Source organism: Acidovorax temperans (assembly GCF_006716905.1).
GTDB classification, from domain to species: Bacteria; Pseudomonadota; Gammaproteobacteria; order Burkholderiales; family Burkholderiaceae_C; genus Acidovorax; species Acidovorax temperans.
Genome location: NZ_VFPV01000003.1, coordinates 735190 through 752432 on the forward strand (window position 1 = coordinate 735190; position 17243 = coordinate 752432).

General features: G+C 63.8%; 15 protein-coding genes. 3 read left to right on the top strand and 12 right to left on the bottom strand.

All coding sequences use genetic code 11. The features are described 5' to 3' along the window. Positions 1–20: 20 nt before the first annotated feature. On the bottom strand, positions 21–896 hold the full coding sequence (gene ypfJ, locus BDD18_RS18255) for a KPN_02809 family neutral zinc metallopeptidase (protein WP_142084951.1): 876 nt from the start codon (positions 894–896) through the stop codon (positions 21–23). A gap of 284 nt (positions 897–1180) precedes the next feature. On the opposite strand from ypfJ, the gene BDD18_RS18260 reads away from it, so the two are divergent. Then, on the top strand, positions 1181–2893 hold the full coding sequence (locus BDD18_RS18260; RefSeq protein ID WP_244939139.1) for a sensor domain-containing diguanylate cyclase: 1713 nt from the start codon (positions 1181–1183) through the stop codon (positions 2891–2893). A 55-nt stretch (positions 2894–2948) separates the two neighbouring features. Here the strand turns inward: BDD18_RS18260 and dcd are convergent, their stop codons facing one another. The 5 genes from dcd to BDD18_RS18285 form a co-directional block, all read right to left on the bottom strand. Next, a complete protein-coding gene (dcd, locus tag BDD18_RS18265; protein ID WP_044396909.1) occupies positions 2949–3521 on the bottom strand; it encodes a dCTP deaminase in 573 nt (190 codons plus the stop codon). 120 nt (positions 3522–3641) lie between these two features. Then, positions 3642–4118 (bottom strand): hypothetical protein, encoded by a 477-nt coding sequence (locus BDD18_RS18270; RefSeq protein WP_142084953.1) that lies wholly within the window; start codon positions 4116–4118, stop codon positions 3642–3644. Between the two features lie 168 nt (positions 4119–4286). Beyond that, entirely contained in the window at positions 4287–5588 is a 1302-nt protein-coding gene (gene guaD, locus BDD18_RS18275) for a guanine deaminase (RefSeq protein WP_066698747.1), read from the bottom strand. A gap of 31 nt (positions 5589–5619) precedes the next feature. Further along, complete coding sequence (locus BDD18_RS18280) at positions 5620–6699, bottom strand: IS630 family transposase (RefSeq protein ID WP_005801445.1); 1080 nt, start codon at positions 6697–6699, stop codon at positions 5620–5622. A 182-nt stretch (positions 6700–6881) separates the two neighbouring features. Next, positions 6882–7976, bottom strand: a complete 1095-nt coding sequence (locus BDD18_RS18285) for a BMP family ABC transporter substrate-binding protein (RefSeq protein ID WP_066692587.1) — start codon at positions 7974–7976, stop codon at positions 6882–6884. Positions 7977–8120: 144 nt separating this feature from the next. Here BDD18_RS18285 and BDD18_RS18290 point away from each other — a divergent pair, with 144 nt between their 5' ends. Continuing rightward, complete coding sequence (locus BDD18_RS18290) at positions 8121–8570, top strand: HIT family protein (protein ID WP_066692590.1); 450 nt, start codon at positions 8121–8123, stop codon at positions 8568–8570. Positions 8571–8579: 9 nt separating this feature from the next. Here the strand turns inward: BDD18_RS18290 and BDD18_RS18295 are convergent, their stop codons facing one another. The 6 genes from BDD18_RS18295 to BDD18_RS18320 all read right to left on the bottom strand — a co-directional run bounded on the left by BDD18_RS18295 (position 8580) and on the right by BDD18_RS18320 (position 15575). Further along, positions 8580–9629: an adenosine deaminase gene (locus BDD18_RS18295; RefSeq protein ID WP_142084955.1), complete on the bottom strand. Its 1050-nt coding sequence runs from the start codon at positions 9627–9629 to the stop codon at positions 8580–8582. Positions 9630–9754: 125 nt separating this feature from the next. Then, entirely contained in the window at positions 9755–10918 is a 1164-nt protein-coding gene (locus BDD18_RS18300; protein WP_066692596.1) for a BMP family ABC transporter substrate-binding protein, read from the bottom strand. 55 nt (positions 10919–10973) lie between these two features. Beyond that, positions 10974–11894 carry an ABC transporter permease gene (locus tag BDD18_RS18305; protein WP_142084958.1) on the bottom strand — a complete coding sequence of 307 codons (921 nt, stop codon included), beginning with the start codon at positions 11892–11894 and terminating at the stop codon, positions 10974–10976. Continuing rightward, positions 11894–12964 (bottom strand): ABC transporter permease, encoded by a 1071-nt coding sequence (locus BDD18_RS18310; RefSeq protein ID WP_142084960.1) that lies wholly within the window; start codon positions 12962–12964, stop codon positions 11894–11896. The genes BDD18_RS18305 and BDD18_RS18310 overlap by 1 nt, the downstream gene beginning before the upstream one ends. Beyond that, positions 12957–14552: an ABC transporter ATP-binding protein gene (locus BDD18_RS18315; RefSeq protein ID WP_142084962.1), complete on the bottom strand. Its 1596-nt coding sequence runs from the start codon at positions 14550–14552 to the stop codon at positions 12957–12959. The genes BDD18_RS18310 and BDD18_RS18315 overlap by 8 nt, the downstream gene beginning before the upstream one ends. Positions 14553–14642: 90 nt before the next feature. Then, a complete protein-coding gene (locus BDD18_RS18320; protein ID WP_142084964.1) occupies positions 14643–15575 on the bottom strand; it encodes a LysR family transcriptional regulator in 933 nt (310 codons plus the stop codon). Positions 15576–15674: 99 nt separating this feature from the next. Between BDD18_RS18320 and xdhA the strand changes: the two genes are divergently transcribed. Next, positions 15675–17210: a xanthine dehydrogenase small subunit gene (gene xdhA / locus BDD18_RS18325; protein ID WP_142084966.1), complete on the top strand. Its 1536-nt coding sequence runs from the start codon at positions 15675–15677 to the stop codon at positions 17208–17210. Positions 17211–17243 lie beyond the last annotated feature (33 nt).

Genomic DNA, 17243 nt, shown 5'->3' on the forward strand with positions numbered 1-17243 from the left:
CCCCTGAGCCCAGCGCGGCTTTAGAGGCTGCGAGCAGAAAACGTGTCGCAGGCCTGCACCGAGCCCTGCTTCAAACCCGTGTGGAACCAGCGCTGGCGCTGCGCACTGCTGCCGTGGGTAAAGCTGTCAGGCACCACAGCGCCACCACTGGCGCGCTGCAGGGCATCGTCGCCTATGCGTGCGGCCGCGTTCATGGCCTCTTCCACATCGCCCTGCTCCAGAATCTGCCGTGCGTTTTGCGCGTGGTGCGCCCACACGCCAGCAAAGCAATCGGCTTGAAGCTCCAGCCGCACCGACATGGCGTTGTATTCCTTCTGGCTCACCCGGCCGCGCATCTGGTCCACCTTGGAAGTGATGCCGAGCAGGTGCTGCACGTGGTGCCCCACCTCGTGGGCGATCACGTAGGCCTGGGCAAAGTCGCCGGGCGCGCCCAGGCGGCTCTTGAGGGTTTCGTAAAAGCCCAGGTCGATATACACCTTCTGGTCTGCGGGGCAGTAAAACGGGCCCATTGCTGCCTGCCCCGTGCCGCAGGCGGTGGGCGTGGCGCCACGAAACAGCACCAGGCGTGGCTCCTGGTAACGCCCGCCACCCTCGCGGAAAACCCTTTGCCAGACATCTTCCGTATCCGCCAGCACGGTCGATACGAAGCGGGCCATGGTGTCGTCTGCCGGTGGGCGCTGCGCTGGGGCCTGCTGCACCTGCGCAGGCATGCCGCCCCCACTGAGCAGGCCCAGGATTGTGAGCGGATTGATGCCCAGCACCCAGCCACCCACAAGCGCGATCACGATGGTGCCGATGCCGATACTGCGGCCACCAAACACGGGCATGCCGCCCCCACCCCCACTGCCACGGCGGTCTTCCACGTTGTCCGACTCGCGGTTACCTTCCCATTTCATGCTGTTGCTCCCTGCACCTCGCCACCACGCGGGGTATGGCCTCGATATTAGGCCAAGTTCTCGGCGATCAATCCAGCGCGAAGGGCTGATTGGTAAACAGCAGTGCGCGCACCTGCCGCCCTTGGCCGGTGCCGGATAGCGGGTTTTGCACAGCAGCCGCCCCTGAAGCCTGTATAAAGTGCGACCATGCTGACCACGCAAGCTGCAGGCCGTTTTGCCGCGCCCCCATTCACGAAGGCGCCAATGCGCGGCCCGGGCAACAAGCCCCCTGAAGGACGCCATCGGTGCCATTGAACACCCTCCCCTCTCTCATCTCGGGGCGCAGCTTGCGCACCCAAATTGCATGGGTGTTCGGCGCCCTCGTGGTGACGCTGGCGGTGCTGCTGTCGCTCGGATTTGGCGAGGCACTCAAGCGCCGCATCCAGGGGGACGCCAACGCATCCCTGCAAATGGTGACGGACAATGCGGCTGCCTTCCTGGCCCACGGTTTGTTTGAGCGCATCCGAGAAGTGCAGGTGCTGGCCGATGCAGAAGTCATCTGGCGCCACGGCCTGGACACTGCCGAAGTCAAGCACGTCCTGGCCCGCCAGCAGGCCATGCAGCCCCACAGCCTCTGGCTCGGTGTAGCCGACGCCCAAGGCGTGGTTCGCGCCGCTACCAACAATATGCTGCTAGGCCAAAACGTGGAAGAACGGCCCTGGTTCCGGGCTGGCTTGCAAGCGCCCTATGTGGGCGACGCCCACCCCGCCAAGCTGCTGGAAAGCCTGTTGCCCCCCACCAAGAGCGGCGACCCCTATCGATTCGTAGACTTTGCCGCGCCCATCCGCGTCGGATCCACAACAGTGGGGGTGCTGGGCGTGCATGGCTACTGGGAATGGGTCAACGAGATGATCCAGACCCTGACACCTGCCGTGGCACGCGAGCAGCAGCTGGAAGTATTCATCTTTGACAGAAGCGGGCAGCTCATCCACGCCCCAGGCAAGCAGCAAGCGGTGCTCCAGCGGCTGGGCCAGGCGCTGCCCGATCCCAGCTTTGCCAAAGTACCCAGCGATGCCCACCAGCCCCGTGAAATCAAGGTGCTGCGCTGGCAAGACGGCAAGACCTACCTGACGGCGCACGCACACTTGCCCGCACGCAACGCTGAAAGCGACCTGGGCTGGCACATCGTGGCGCGCATTCCCGTGGACATTGCCTTTGCCCAAGCCGACGCGGCCGTGGCCAAAGCCCTGCTGGGTGGCCTGGCAGCGGCCGCCGTGGCATCGCTACTGGCCTGGTTGGCTGCGCGCCGACTGAGCGAGGACCTGGACGCACTGGCGCGGGCCGCAAAGGATCTGGAGGCAGGCAAGCCGGGGGCTGATATTCCAGCAGCCCATAGCAGCCGCGAAGTGCAGCGGCTATCTTCCGCGCTGCGCGACATGATCCACAAGCTGCTGTCTGCCAACGAGGCGATGGAAACCCAGGTGCGGCAGCGCACCCAGCAGCTGGAAGAAGCCAACCAGGAGCTGGATCGCCAGGCCCGCAGCGACCCGCTGACCGGGCTGCTCAACCGGCGTGGTTTTGATGCGCAGATGAACCACGACCTGGCCCTGGCACGCCGCAGCGGCCGCCCCTTGTCGATCATCACGGTGGATGTGGACCACTTCAAACGCATCAATGACACGCATGGCCATGATGTGGGCGACCAGGTACTGCAGCGGCTGGCCGCCACACTGGCCACGCGGCTGCGCCAATCCGACGTGGTGGCCCGGCTGGGCGGTGAGGAATTTGCGGTGCTGTTGCCCGACACCGACCTGGAAGGCGCGCGCACCATTGCACAGGAGCTGGTGGATTCGCAAGCGTCCCTGGGCTACCCGGTGATTGGCGGGCTCACCATCAGCGCGGGGGTGTCGACACTGCGGGGCGCGGAGGACACAGCGCAGGAACTGCTGCGGCGAGGCGACATGGCGCTGTACCAGGCCAAGCGCGAGGGCCGCAACTGCGTGGTGGTGCAGGCGTAGCGCGGGGGCGAGCCTTCACTCGCCTTCGGCTGCAACGCCCGCTAACGCCTGGGCCTCAGGCCTTGGGCAAGGTCACGCCCACCTGGCCTTGGTATTTGCCGCCGCGGTCCTTGTAGCTGACCTCGCAGACATCGTCCTTGTCGCTTTCAAAGAACAGCACCTGGGCGCAGCCCTCGCCCGCATAGATGCGCGCAGGCAGTGGCGTGGTGTTGGAAAACTCCAGCGTCACGTAGCCTTCCCACTCGGGCTCGAACGGTGTGACGTTGACGATGATGCCGCAGCGCGCATAGGTGCTTTTGCCCAGGCAGATGGTGAGTACATTCCGTGGAATGCGGAAGTACTCCACCGTGCGGGCCAGCGCAAAACTGTTGGGCGGGATGATGCAGCTGTCGCCGTGGAAATCGACAAAGCTCTTTTCATCAAAGTTCTTGGGGTCCACCACCGTGCTGTGGATGTTGGTGAAGACCTTGAATTCAGGCGCGCAGCGGATGTCGTACCCGTAGCTGCTGGTGCCGTAGCTGATGATCTTGTGGCCTTCGCGTTCACGGATCTGGCCGGGCTCGAAGGGCTCGATCATGCCGTGCTCTTCGGCCATGCGGCGGATCCATTTGTCGCTCTTGATGCTCATGCTGCAAATTCCTCGGCAAATACTACGATTTTGATAGCTGCTGGCGCTTGATAAATCGGCGCCCGAGCCATATTTTGCTTGAGAATTCTGCCGCCGCCACAGGACAAAGCCTCAACTGCATCAAGGTTTGGCGAACTCCAGGGTGTTCACGGGGCTCCGCGAGCCATCATCATCCGACAGGTACAAGGTCGTGCCTTGCAACTCGAAAGTACCGCAATCCACCTGCGCAATGCGGTAGTAGTCGCGGCATACCTGGTTTCCCTTGAACTTCCAGCTTTTGCCAAAGTTGGCACCGCCTTCGGGACCGGACTCCAGCTTTCCGCCCGGTCTGAAGTGAACGAAGAACCGCTTGCCCGACTTTCCGCTGGTGACCAGCATCTTGGTCACCGCATCGTCCTTGATGAGCATGGACTTGATCTCTGCCTCGGTCAGCACCCGATCCGGCCCACAAGGGAGCCATTGCGGTGCGCCAGCCCGCGCCTCACAAGCCGCTGGGGCCGGGGATGCAGGCTCTTTGGGCGGGTCTTGCGCCAACGCCGCCAACGGCGTCAGTGCAGCGACGAACAGCAAACCGCGCAAGCAGTGGGTCGGGGACATGGATACCTCCTGGGTCAAAGCAAACACGCGCCGCACGCGTCTGGCGCAGCTTGGTGCATCGGCACACTGTGCCACCCAGCTACGGGGCAAGGCATCCTTCGAACGCGGTATCGACGCAGGGATGATTCTGCGATACGCGTTCAAACGCCTGCTCTGCGCAACATCGCGCTAGGTGGCACGCTGGTTGGCACCTTGCTGACCAATCACCGTTTGCTCCACAACCCGGTCGTCGCCCAGCACGATCAGCGCAAACAATAGCTCATCCAGGCTCTGGGCCTGGCGCGTCTTGCGCGCCAGCAGCGGCGTAGCTTCGGGGTTGAGCACCAGAAAGTCGGCCTCGCACCCAGGCTGCAGGTTCCCCACCACACCCGCAAGGCCCAGCGCCTGGGCTGCACCCGCCGTGTGTTGCCACCACAGCTGCTGGGGCGAGAGGCTCAGGCCAGGCTTGGTCTGCCCTTCGCGCCCCACGTAGTAGGCGGCCATCATCGTATGGAAGGGGCTGAAGCTGGTGCCGCCGCCCACGTCACTGGCTAGGCCGTAGCCGAAGCCCACCCGGTCGGCACCCGCATAGTCGAAAAACCCGCTGCCCAGAAAAAGGTTGCTCGTCGGGCTGACGGCGGCCACTGCGCCGGTGTCGCGCATCAGGGCCCGGTCATCGTCATCGAAGTGGATGCAGTGCGCATACACGGCACGCTCGCGCATCAAGCCAAAGTCGTCGTACACGCCAAGGTAGCTGCGCGAGCGCGGAAACAGCTCGCGCGCCCAGCGGATTTCGTCCAGGTTCTCGGCCACATGCGACTGGATCCACACATCGGGGTAGCGTGCCGCCAGCTCGCCCGCGCCGCGCAGCTGCGCAGGCGTGCTGGTGGGTGCAAACCGCGGCGTGATGGCGTAGCCCAGGCGGTCCACACCGTGCCAACGCTGGATCAGCGCTTCGGTATCGATGAGGCTTTGTTCGGTGTCGTCACGCACACCATCGGGCGAGTGGCGATCCTGCAGCACCTTGCCGGTGATCAGGCGCAAATGCTGGCGCTGCGCCTCGGTGAACAAGGCATTCACCGAGGCGAGGTGCGAGGTGGAAAAAGCCAGCGCCGTGGTCACGCCGTTGCGCAACAGCTCTGCTATAAAAAACTGAGCTACTTGCGCACTGTAATCGGGCGCTGCAAAGCGTTTTTCATGCGGAAATGTGTAGTTCTCCAGCCAGGGCAGCAACCCGTCAGCGGGCGAACCGATCACGTCCGTCTGCGGGAAGTGGATGTGCATGTCCACAAACCCGGGCGCAAGGATGCGCCCCGGCAGGTGGGTGACAGGCTGGTCTGCGTATTGCGAGCCCAGCGCCTGCCATGAGCCTGCCGCCAGCACACGCTGGCGGCCCTGCGCGTCGGGGCCAATGGCCAGCAGGCCATCTTCGTCATACAGGGCGCGGCCGTCGTCGGCAAAGCGCAATAGGGCGGAACGGTATACAGACATGGGTACTAGTGTGGTGTCTCAAAAGTAATCATCAAATAATGGTACTCGCTGCCCGCGCCACAGATGCCAAGATGGTGTCCGCACTTTTATGCCACACGAACGGCTTGGGATCCTCGTTGTGACGATCAATGTATTCCCGTATGGATTGCTCCAGCTGAGCAACGCTGGTGTGGGCGCTGCGCTTGATCCACTGCTCGCTGATCTGGCTAAAGAAACGCTCGACCAGATTGAGCCAGGACGCTGAGGTGGGCGTGAAGTGAACGTGGTAGCGAGGATGGGCTGCTAGCCAGGCCCGCACTGCCTGCGTCTTGTGCGTGCCGTAGTTGTCCATGATCAGGTGGATGTCTTGTTCGCCAGGCACCGCTGCATCGATGGCTTTGAGGAACTGCAGGAATTCCACACTGCGGTGACGGCGCTTGAGCTGTCCTATGACTTTGCCAGTGGCCACATCCAGCGCTGCAAACAGCGACGTTGTGCCATGGCGCTTGTAATCGTGCGTGCGCGTGCTGGGTTTGCCAAACGTCAGTGGTAACCCTGGTTGGGTGCGATCCAGAGCCTGGATCTGGCTCTTCTCGTCCACGCACAGCACCAAGGCGCGATCGGGTGGTGCCATATACAGCCCCACCACATCCCGTACCTTGTCCACGAAATGGGGATCCGTCGATAGCTTGAAGGTTTCTTGCAGGTGCGGCTTCAGCCCAAAGGCATGCCAGATGCGCTGCACCGTCGCGGGCGATACGCCAGCGTGCCGACTCATCTGGCGCACGCTCCAGTGCGTGGCGTTGTCAGGCTTGCTCTGGCGAACCTTGTCCACAATGAGCTGAACCTGCTCGTCGCCCACACTGCGCGGGCGGCCAGCGCGCGGGGCATCGGTCAAACCCGCCAGACGATACGCCCGGTAGCGCCGCCGCCACTTGGAGACAGTTTGCACCGTCGTGCCCAAGCGTTGGGCAATCATGGTGCCCGACTCCCCATCTGCGCAGCCCAGCACGATTCGCATGCGCAGCTTCTCGTCCTCGGGCGCTTTGCGTACGCGCAGTCGCGCATGCAGCTCTGCGCGCTCGGCATCGGTGATCTGCAGCTTCGTGGCGGGGCGTCCAGGGTGGGCCATCGGTGTAGTCTCCTATAAGGAAGCTGATTCGACCAACACCGGTCAAAATAGTTCTATCTATTTTTGAGACACCACACTAGCTTACTGGCACCGTCCCGCGCCCACATACGGCGCACCCCATAGTGGCTATGGACGGCAGCATTCAAGGCATGGGCCGAGTCCATGCGGGAACACGGGGGCGCTCAACGCGCCAGCTTGCCCACCACCCCTTCCACCAGCCAGTTCATCTGCAGGATCTGTGCATCGCCCAGCGCCTGGCCTGCAGCAATCCGCTCCTGCCCCTCGTTGTCGCGCACGGGGGTCTTGCCTGCACGGAAGGGCAGAAGCGTGCCGGCTCCAATGGCCTTTTGCGCCTTCAGCACCTCCTGCTGCACAGCCGCCGGGACGCGGGTGCCGAAGTCACCGACGCGGATCATCTCCTCGCGCACGCCGCCCCAGAGGTTGGCACTCTTCCAGGTGCCGTTGGCTGCAGCGCGAACGCGCTCGGTGTAGTAGCGCCCCCACTGGTGCGTCACGGCCACGATCTGCGCATCAGGCCCGATGCGCCGCATGTCGGAGTGGTAGGCCACGGCCATCTTGCCGCGCTCTTGCGCCGCTGCCATCACGGCCGTGGAGCCGGTGTGGAAGGCGATCACGTCCACGTCCTGGTTGAACAGCGCCATGGCGGCATCGCGTTCCTTGGGGGGGTCAAACCACACGTTGAGCCACACGACCTTGACGGTGGCCTGCGGGTTGACCGACCGCATGCCCAGGGTAAAGGCATTGATGCCCTGCAGCACCTCAGGAATGGGGAAGCCCGCCACAAACCCGGCGACACCGGTCTTGCTCATGCGGCCTGCAGCGATGCCCGCCAGGTATCGGCCTTCGTAATAGCGCGCATTGGCTGTGGCCACATTGGCGGTCTGCTTGTAGCCGGTGATGGATTCGAACTTCACATGGGGAAAGTCCTGCGCCACCTTGAGCGTGGGCTCCATGTAGCCAAAGCTGGGGGTGAAGATGATCTGGTGCCCGGTGGCGGCCAGGTCGCGGATCACACGTTCGGCATCCGCGCCCTCGGCTACGTTCTCGACAAAGGTGGTTTTGACCTGGCTGCCCAGCGCGGCCTCGACGGCCTTGCGCCCCTCTTCGTGCTGGCGCGTCCAGCCCGCCTCCGTGATGGGCGAAACATAGACAAAGCCAGCCTTCACGGGCTCGGCCTGCGGCTTCGCGGGGGTTTGGGAAAAAGCGGGGGAGAAAAAACAGGCGGCCGCGAGCGCGGCAGCGAGGTTTTTGTACATGGTGTTCCTCTACATGGTCCCGGGGACAGAAAACAAAAAACCGCCGGGACAGCGGTCTTTGTCTGTGATTTTACCGCAGCCTCTCCAGGTTGCAGTGCGGGCTACCATACCGCCATCACCCACACGTTTGCGAAGGCCTCCCGCATGCCCATGTTCGTTGACTCCACGCCCCCTGGCCAGTGCCTCTTTTGCCTATTGGTGGCTGGCGAAATACCGTCGGCCCGGGTGTACGAGGACGACATGACCCTCGCCTTCATGGACATCGGGCAGGTCAACCCCGGCCATGTGCTGGTAGCCACCAAGCGCCATGCCACCACGCTGCTGGACCTGACGCCCCAGGAGGCCGCCGCTGTTATGCAAACTGCGCAGCGTGTGGCCAAAGCCATCGAGGCCACCTTCCAGCCACCCGGAATCACCCTGCTGCAGGCCAACGGGCGCGAGGGCGACCAGACGGTCTTTCACTTTCACATCCATGTGCTTCCGCGCCATGCACAGGATGGCGTCACCTTCACCTGGCCTCGCAAAGAGCCAGACACCGCCACACTGCAAGGCTATGCCGAACGCCTTGCAGCCGCCATTGCGGCGCCAGCGTAATCAACGGACTCAGTCATACTCGACAAAGCGCTCGAACACCCCTTTGAGCTGGTGCTCCCACGCCCGCTTTTGCGGGTTGGTGGCAAAGCTGGCCTCAAAGCTGTTGAACGCCAGTTGGTACGCGTGCCTGGCCGTCAGGCCCGTGGCGGCAAACAGCTGGGTGAAGTTCTCGTTGATGTAGCCCCCAAAGTAGGCGGGATCATCAGAGTTGACGGTGACGGCCAGCCCTGCATCCAGCAGCTTGCCCAGGTTGTGGTCAGCCAGGTTGGGGAAGACGCAAAGCTTCTGATTGGACAGTGGGCACACCGTGAGCGGAATACGCTCCTGCGCCAGGCGCTGCATCAGGGCGGCGTCGTGGATCGCCTGAACGCCATGGTCGATGCGCTCCACCTTCAGCACATCCAGTGCGCTCCAGATATAGGCCGGGGGGCCCTCCTCACCCGCATGGGCCACCAGGTGCAAACCCAGCTCCTTGCAGCGGGCAAACACCCGGGCAAACTTCTCTGGCGGGTGGCCGAGTTCACTGCTGTCCAACCCCACGCCGATGAACTTGTCGCGAAATGGCAAGGCCTGCTCCAGCGTTTCAAAGGCAGACTCTTCGCTCAGGTGGCGCAGGAAGCACAGGATCAGCGAGGCGTTCACCCCCAGTTTCTGCCCCGCATCCACACAGGCGCGGTGCAGGCCATGCACTACCGTGGCCATGGTCACGCCGCGCTCGGTGTGTGTCTGCGGGTCAAAGAACAACTCAGCATGTACCACGTTGTCGGCCGCGGCACGCTCGAAGTAGGCCCAGGCCATGTCGTAGAAGTCTTGCTCGTGCAACAGCACGCTGGCGCCGGCGTAGTAGATATCGAGGAAGCTCTGCAGGTTCGTGAACGCGTAGGCCCGGCGCAGGCTTTCCACATCGGTATAGGGCAGGCTGACACCATTGCGCTGGGCCAGCGCGAAGATCAGTTCAGGCTCCAGCGAGCCCTCGATGTGGATGTGCAGCTCGGCCTTGGGCATCTGGCGCAACAATTCGGGCAGGCGCTGGGCAGGAACGGGGGGGACTTTGAACATGGGCAGACTCCGTGGGTATCGTTGAAAACATCATGCCCTTTTGCCATCTGAATGCAAACCAACAAACCAGGACAAGATAAAAAAAGGCCGCCCGAAGGCGGCCTTGGCTTCAGAAAAACAGTGCCTTACTTCTTGTCGGCACCAGGGATCTTGCCTTCCACGCCCTTGACGTAGAAGTTGATGCCACCCAGGAACTTGTCGTCGGCCACAGCATCTTTTTCCAGCACGGGCTTACCGTCCTGGCCAGCGATGGGGCCCTTCCAGATCACGAAGCTGCCATCGGCCAGGCCCTTCTTCACCTCTTCGACCTTGGCCTTGGTTTCGGCGGGCACGTCGTCGGCGATGGAGACGATGTCGATCGCGCCTTCCTTCACGCCCCACCAGGAAGATTCGCCGCCCTTCCAGTTGCCTTCCAGTGCATCCTTGGTGGCCTTGATGTAGTAAGGCCCCCAGTTGATGACGGCAGAAGCCAGGTGGGCCTTGGGACCGTAGGCGGTCATGTCGCTGTCCCAGCCAAAGGCGCGCTTGCCCTTTTCCTGGGCCGTCTTGAGCACGGCAGGCGAGTCGGTGTTCTGGAACAGCACGTCGGCGCCACCGTTGATCAGGCTGGTCGCGGCTTCGGTTTCCTTGGGAGGGCTGAACCATTCGTTCACCCACACCACCTTGGTCTTGATCTTGGGATTGACCGACTGCGCACCCAGCGTGAAGCTGTTGATGTTGCGGATCACTTCAGGGATTGGCACCGACCCGACCACACCCAGGGTGTTGGACTTGGTCATGGCCCCAGCGATCACGCCGGCCATGTAGGCGCCTTCGTAGGTGCGGCTGTCGTAAGTGCGCACGTTCTCGGCGGTCTTGTAGCCTGTGGCGTGCTCAAACTTCACGTCCTTCAGGTCGCCTGCGATCTTCTGAATGGACTCCATGTAGCCAAAGGTGGTGCCAAAGATCAGCTTGTTGCCCTGGCCAGCCAGGTCGCGCAGCACGCGTTCGGCATCGGCGGATTCGGGCACGCTTTCCACAAAGCTGGTCACTACCTTGTCGCCAAATTCCTTCTCGATGGCCTTGCGACCGTTGTCGTGCGCAAAAGACCAGCCGCCGTCGCCCACAGGGCCCACGTAGGCAAAAGCGATCTTCAGTGGCTCGGGCTTGGGTGCTGGGGCTTCTGCCGCAGGTGCCGGGGCGGGAGCAGGCGCAGGCTCTTCCTTCTTGCCGCAGCCCACCATGGCTGCAGCCGCCAGGGCAGACAGTGCCGCCACTTTGAACAACGAACGCTTTTGCAGATCGGTCATGTCGATTCCTTGTGAGAAAACTGTGAAACAGGAGGAGAAAAACGAAAAACAGCCATTATGAGCCGGGGTAAAACGGCTTGCCGAGAGACGCGGGCATGTTCACACGAATCCAGGTGGGGTTGCGTGAGATCAGAGCCAGCACCACGATGGTGGCCAGGTAGGGCAGCATGCTCAGCAACTGGCTGGCCACCTGCACGCCCGTGGCCTGCAAATGGAACTGCAGCATCGTCACCCCACCAAACAGATACGCACCAAGCAATACCCGTGCCGGGCGCCAGGTGGCAAAGGTGGTGAGGGCCAGCGCAATCCAGCCGCGCCCGGCCACCATGCCCTCCACCCACAGCGGGGTGTAGACGGTGGAGATGTAAGCCCCGGCCAGCCCGCACAGTGCCCCGCCCGCCACCACAGCCAGCAGCCGGATGCGGCGCACGGGGTAGCCCAGCGCGTGGGCAGACTCGGGCGACTCGCCCACCGAGCGCAGCACCAAACCGGCGCGCGACCGATACAGGAACCACACCAGCGCCAGCACCAGCAGCATGGTGAGGTACACCAGCGGGTGCTGCTGAAACAGCGCAGGCCCTACCAGCGGAAGATCTCCCAGCACGGGAATGGCGTACTTGGGCAACTCAGGCAACTTGGCCTGCACATAACTGATACCTGCAAACGCTGAGAAGCCGACGCCAAACAGGCTCAGCGCCAGCCCCGTGGCGTACTGGTTGGTGTTGAGCCAGATGACCAGCACACCGAAGATGGCCGCCAGCAATGCCCCCGCGGCCATGCCTGCAGCAAAGCCCAGCCAAGTGTTGCCCGTGTGCACCACGGTGGCAAAGCCTGCGATGGCGGCGCAGAGCATCATGCCTTCAGCCCCCAGGTTGACGATGCCCGCCTTTTCGTTGATGAGCAGGCCCAGGGCCGCAATGGCCAGCACGGTGCCCGCACTCAGCGTAGCGCCGATCAGCAGTGCATACGATTCCATCACTTGCCTCCCTTCGCGGCCACCCAGCGGATGCGGTAGGCAATCAATGTGTCGCAAGCCAGTAGCGTGAACAGCAGCAGCCCCTGGAATACGCCCGTGAGCGATTTGGGCAGACCCAGGCGCGACTGCGCCAGTTCACCGCCGATGTAGAACATGCTCATCAAAATGGCCGATAGGATCATGCCCACAGGGTGCAGGCGCCCCACAAAGGCGACGATGATGGCTGCGAAGCCATAGCCTGCAGGCACGTAGGGCGTGAGCTGGCCAATGGGACCAGCCACTTCCAGCGCACCCGCCAGGCCCGCTGCGCCGCCCGAAATCAGCAGCGCAGTCCACAGCGCACGGCGCGATGAAAAGCCTGCATAGCGCGCAGCCGCCGGAGCCAGCCCGCCCACCTGCTGGGCAAAGCCCGCCCGCGTGCGGAACAGAAACACCCACAGCGCCGCCGCCCCAGCCAGTGCCAGCAGCAACCCGATGGACACGCGCGAACCCTGCATCAGCCGGGGAATCTGCGTGACTTTTTCAAACGTTTTGGTCTGCGGAAAGTTGTAGCCCATGGGGTCCTTCCACGGGCCATAGACCAAGTAACCCAGCACCAGCGTAGCCACGTAGACCAGCATCAGGCTGACCAGGATTTCATTGGCATTGAACTTGTCGCGCAGCAGCGCCGTGAGCCCCGCCCACGCCATGCCGCCCAGCACCCCGGCCAGCAAGATGGCGGGCACGATCCACGGCCCGGTGGTCTTATCCGCCAGCAGCGCCACGCCGCCCGCCACCACTGCGCCGATCACAAACTGCCCCTCGGCGCCAATGTTCCACACATTGGAGCGAAAGCACACGGCCAGCCCCAGCGCAATGAGCAGCAGCGGCGTGGCCTTGACCATGAGCTCGCCCAAGGCGTACTGCGACTTGATCGGCTCCCAGAAGAACACCTGCAAGCCCCGCACCGGGTCTTTGCCCAGCGCCATGAACAGGGCGATACCGATGAGCACCGTCACGGCCAACGCGAGCAGCGGCGAGCCGTAAGTCCACAGGCGAGAAGCCTGGGGGCGCGGTTCCAGCTTAAACATGCTGAGCCCCCTTCTCTGTAGCCTGCTGCGCAGACTGCGCCAGATGGGCTTGCACATCGGCATGCCACAGGCCGCTCATCCACTCGCCAATGCGCTCCACCGTGGCCTCAGCACGCGGCACGGAGGGCGACAAATGCCCCTTGGCCACCACATGCAGCCGGTCGCAGATTTCAAACAATTCGTCCAGCTCCTCACTCACCACCAGCACGGCGCAGCCCGCATCGCGCAGCGCCAGAATCGAGCCGCGAATCTGCGCAGCCGCGCCCACGTCCACGCCCCAAGTGGGCTGCGAGACGATGAGCAATTGGGGATTGGCGTCGATCTCGCGCCCCACGATGAACTTTTGCAAGTTACCGCCCGACAGCGACTTGGCCGCGGCATGGGGGCCACCGGCCTTCACATTGAAGCGCCGGATGATGTCCTCAGCGTGCTTTTGCAACGCCCCGACCTTGATCCAGCCGCTGCCGCTGACCGAGTCAGTGCGCGTGAGCAGCAGGTTGTGCGCCAAGCCCATGGTGGGCACGGCGCCACGGCCCAGGCGCTCCTCGGGCACAAAGTGCAGGCCCAAAGCGCGGCGCTGGGCAGGACCCATGCGCCCCGCGTTCTGGCCTGCGACCTGGACGCTGGCCGCATCGGCCCGCTGGTCTTCGCCAGACAGTGCGTACAGCAGCTCCTTCTGCCCATTGCCCGACACCCCGGCAATGCCCACCACTTCGCCCGCCTTGACCTCAAACTCCACATCGATCAAGTCCACGCCAAACTGGTCCGCGCGCGGCAACGACAGGTTTTGCACCCGCAGCACCGTGGCACCGGCTTGCGCCGGGCGGTGCTCCAGCGCAGGCGGCTCGGCGCCAATCATCAGGCGCGACAGGGAGGCGTTGGTTTCTTCCGCAGGGTTACACACCCCGGTGACCTTGCCGCCCCGGAGCACGGTGCAACCGGTGCACAGCGCGCGAATTTCGTGCAGCTTGTGGCTGATGTAGAGGATGCTGCAGCCCTCGCTGGCGAGCTTGCGCAGCACCACAAAGAGCTTTTCCACTGCCTGGGGCGTGAGCACCGAAGTGGGCTCGTCCAGGATCAGCAGCTTGGGGTTGGTGAGCAGGGCACGGATGATTTCCACGCGCTGCATCTCGCCCACACTCAAGGTGTGCACAGGGCGCAGGGGGTCGATGTCGAGGCCGTATTCGGCGGCCTTGGCGGTGATGCGGCTGGTCACTTCGGCCAGCGTCTGGCTCTTGTCCAGGCCCAGCCATACGTTTTCGGCCACCGTGAGGGTGTCGAACAGGCTGAAATGCTGGAACACCATGGCAATGCCCAAAGCCCGTGCCTCTTGCGGGTTGCGCACCTGCACGGCTTGGCCGTTGAAGTGCACGCTGCCTTCGTCGGGCTTGACCGAGCCGTAGATGATTTTCATCAGCGTGGACTTGCCCGCGCCGTTTTCGCCCAGCACGGCGTGGATTTCGCCGGGCTGCACCGTCAGCGACACACCGCTGTTGGCCACCACGGCCGGGTAGCGCTTGGTGATGCCCGCCAGCTGCAGCCGTGGCGGCGCCGCACCAGGCGCTGAAGGAATGGGGGGAGAACTCATGCGGGGATTGTCTCTCAGAATTACAACTTGTTATCTCTGGGCGTATAGGGGCAAATCTTGCCTTGCGGCTTTGTCAGCGTGCGCAAGCAGCTATTCTTTTCGTAGCGACGCGGCGACGGACTTGACCGTATCCCGCAACCAGATGGCCGCAGCCGAGTGGTGGGTGCGTGCATGCCACAGCTGGTAATACATCAATCTTGGAAACGCCACCGGGCTGGGCAGGATGGCCAGCGGCAGCTGCGCTGTGAACCGTTCGCAAAACTGGCGCCCGGTGGTCAAGACCAGCAGGCTGGAAGCCACGATGTGCGGAATGGCGCTGAAATGCGCGCACCGCGCGGTGATGTTGCGCGAAAGGCCCAGGCTGTCCAGGTGTGCATCGATCACACCACGCGCGCCGGGGTGGGTGGGCGTGGGGGCGATGTGCTCGGCGGCCAGCCAGTCGGCCTCGGTCCAGCCCCGGCGCACGGCGGGGTGGTCCTGGCTGACCAGGCAAACCACCTCGTCGCCAAACAGGCGGCCCATGTGCAGGTCATCCGGCGGCTGGGGCCAGTTGCCAATCACCACATCCACATCGCCCTGGGCCAGGTGGGCGTGGTAATGCGCATCGGCCGACAGGGGCAGGATTTCAATCGGGCACAGGGGGGCTTGGGCCTTGATACGGGCCACCAGCTGGGGCAGGAAGAGCGGGTCCAGATAGTCGCTGGCCGCCACACGGAAGGTTCGGGTGGCCGTGCGCGGGTCAAAACCCCGTGCGTCAGAAAACAGTGCCTCGGCCGAGCGCAGGATCAGCGCGGCGGGCTCCACCATGCGCAGGGCAGCGTCGGTAGGCATCATGCTGGCGCCTGATCGCACCAGCAGCGGGTCGCCCGCCAGGTCGCGCAAGCGCTTGAGCGCGGCCGACACCGCTGGCTGGTGCATGCCCAGGCGGACGGCGGCCCTCGATACGCTGCGTTCAGTAAGCACGGTGTGCAAGACCCTTATGAGATGGAGGTCTATCTTGTCGAAAAGGGCTTGGTCTCTCATAGCGGTAGGGGCATGGCTGTCATAAGCTTGCGCGTATGCCGATGGTGGCGCTGCGTTCTACCCTCTGCGGGGCCTTCAAAGATCAAAGAAGCGTTTGTCATGACCACAAGACCCTTGCAATTCCTGCGCCGAGGCCAGCCCGTGGCGCTGGGCAATGTACCACCCGACCGCACCTTGCTGGAGGTGCTGCGCGAGGACCTGGGCTGCACCGGCACCAAGGAAGGCTGCGGCGAAGGCGACTGCGGCGCCTGCACCGTGGTGCTGGGCGAGCCCGATGGCCACGGCAAGCTGCGCTACAGCGCCGTCAACAGCTGCATCCGCCTGGCCCATTCGATTGACGGGATGGCGCTGTGGACGGCGGAAGATCTGGCCGAAGACCCGCTGATCCAGCCGGTGGCCACATCGACGCAGCCCGCAGACCAAACCACGCATCACAGCGCACTGCATCCAGCGCAAGAGGCGATGGTGCAGTGCCACGGCTCTCAGTGCGGCTTCTGCACCCCCGGTTTTGTGATGAGCCTGTTTGGCATGTACCAAAACCGGGTGTGCAAGGGTCAGAGCATCTCGCGCGCACAGGCACAGCAAGACCTTTCAGGAAACCTGTGCCGCTGCACAGGCTACCGCCCTATTCTGGACGCCGCCCAGCAAATGGCCCAGCTGCCCCCGATGGCGGTGAACGAAGCCGATTTGCTACAAAAATTAGAGCTGCTTGCGCTTACCCCACAAGCGCCAGAGGCCAATTTGGCTTACATCGCCCCCGCCACCCAAGCCGAACTGCTGGCCGTCCGCGCTGCCCACCCCCAGGCACAGGTGGTGGCAGGCGCCACCGACGTGGGCCCGTGGGTGAGCAAGCAACACCGCCAGTTGGCCCAGGTGCTGGATGTGACCCGCGCCGCCGAGCTGCGCCGCATCGACGACACCCCTGAGCACATCGCCATCGGCGCCGCCGTGACGCTGACCGAGGTGTTTGCCCGGCTCACCGCCCAGTGGCCCAGCCTGGCCGAGTTTGCCCACCGCTTTGCAGGCCTGCCCGTGCGCAACTCGGGCACGCTGGGGGGCAATGTGGCCAACGGATCGCCGATTGGCGACTCCATGCCCTTACTGATCGCGCTGCGTGCCCAGGTGGTGCTGGCCAGCCAGGCGCGGGGCGAGCGCGCGCTGCCCCTGGAAGCCCTGTACACCGGCTACCGTCAGAACGTGATGGCGCCCGACGAATTGCTCGTGCGCATCGTGGTGTCCAAACCCGCCTCCTCCGAACAGCTCAAGGCATACAAAATTTCCAAGCGCTTTGACGACGACATCTCTGCGGTTTGCCTGGTGCTCAACCTCGACATCGCAGACGGCACGGTGCAGCGCGCCAGCATCGGCGCAGGGGGCGTGGCGGCCACCCCGGTGCGTGCACAGCAAACCGAAGCCGCGCTGCAAGGCCAGCCCTGGACCGAGGCCACCGTGCAGCAAGCCATGCGCGTGCTGCAGGCCGAGTTCAGCCCCATCTCCGACATGCGCGCCAGTGGCGACTATCGCCGCACGGTGCTGGGCAACCTGCTGCAGCGCTTTTGGCTGGAAAGCCAGGGCGGCGGCGCCCCGGCCAGCATCGCGCAACTGCAGGCGACCCACTTGGAGGACGTGCTGTGAAACCTACCACCGACCACACCGTGCCCGAGACCG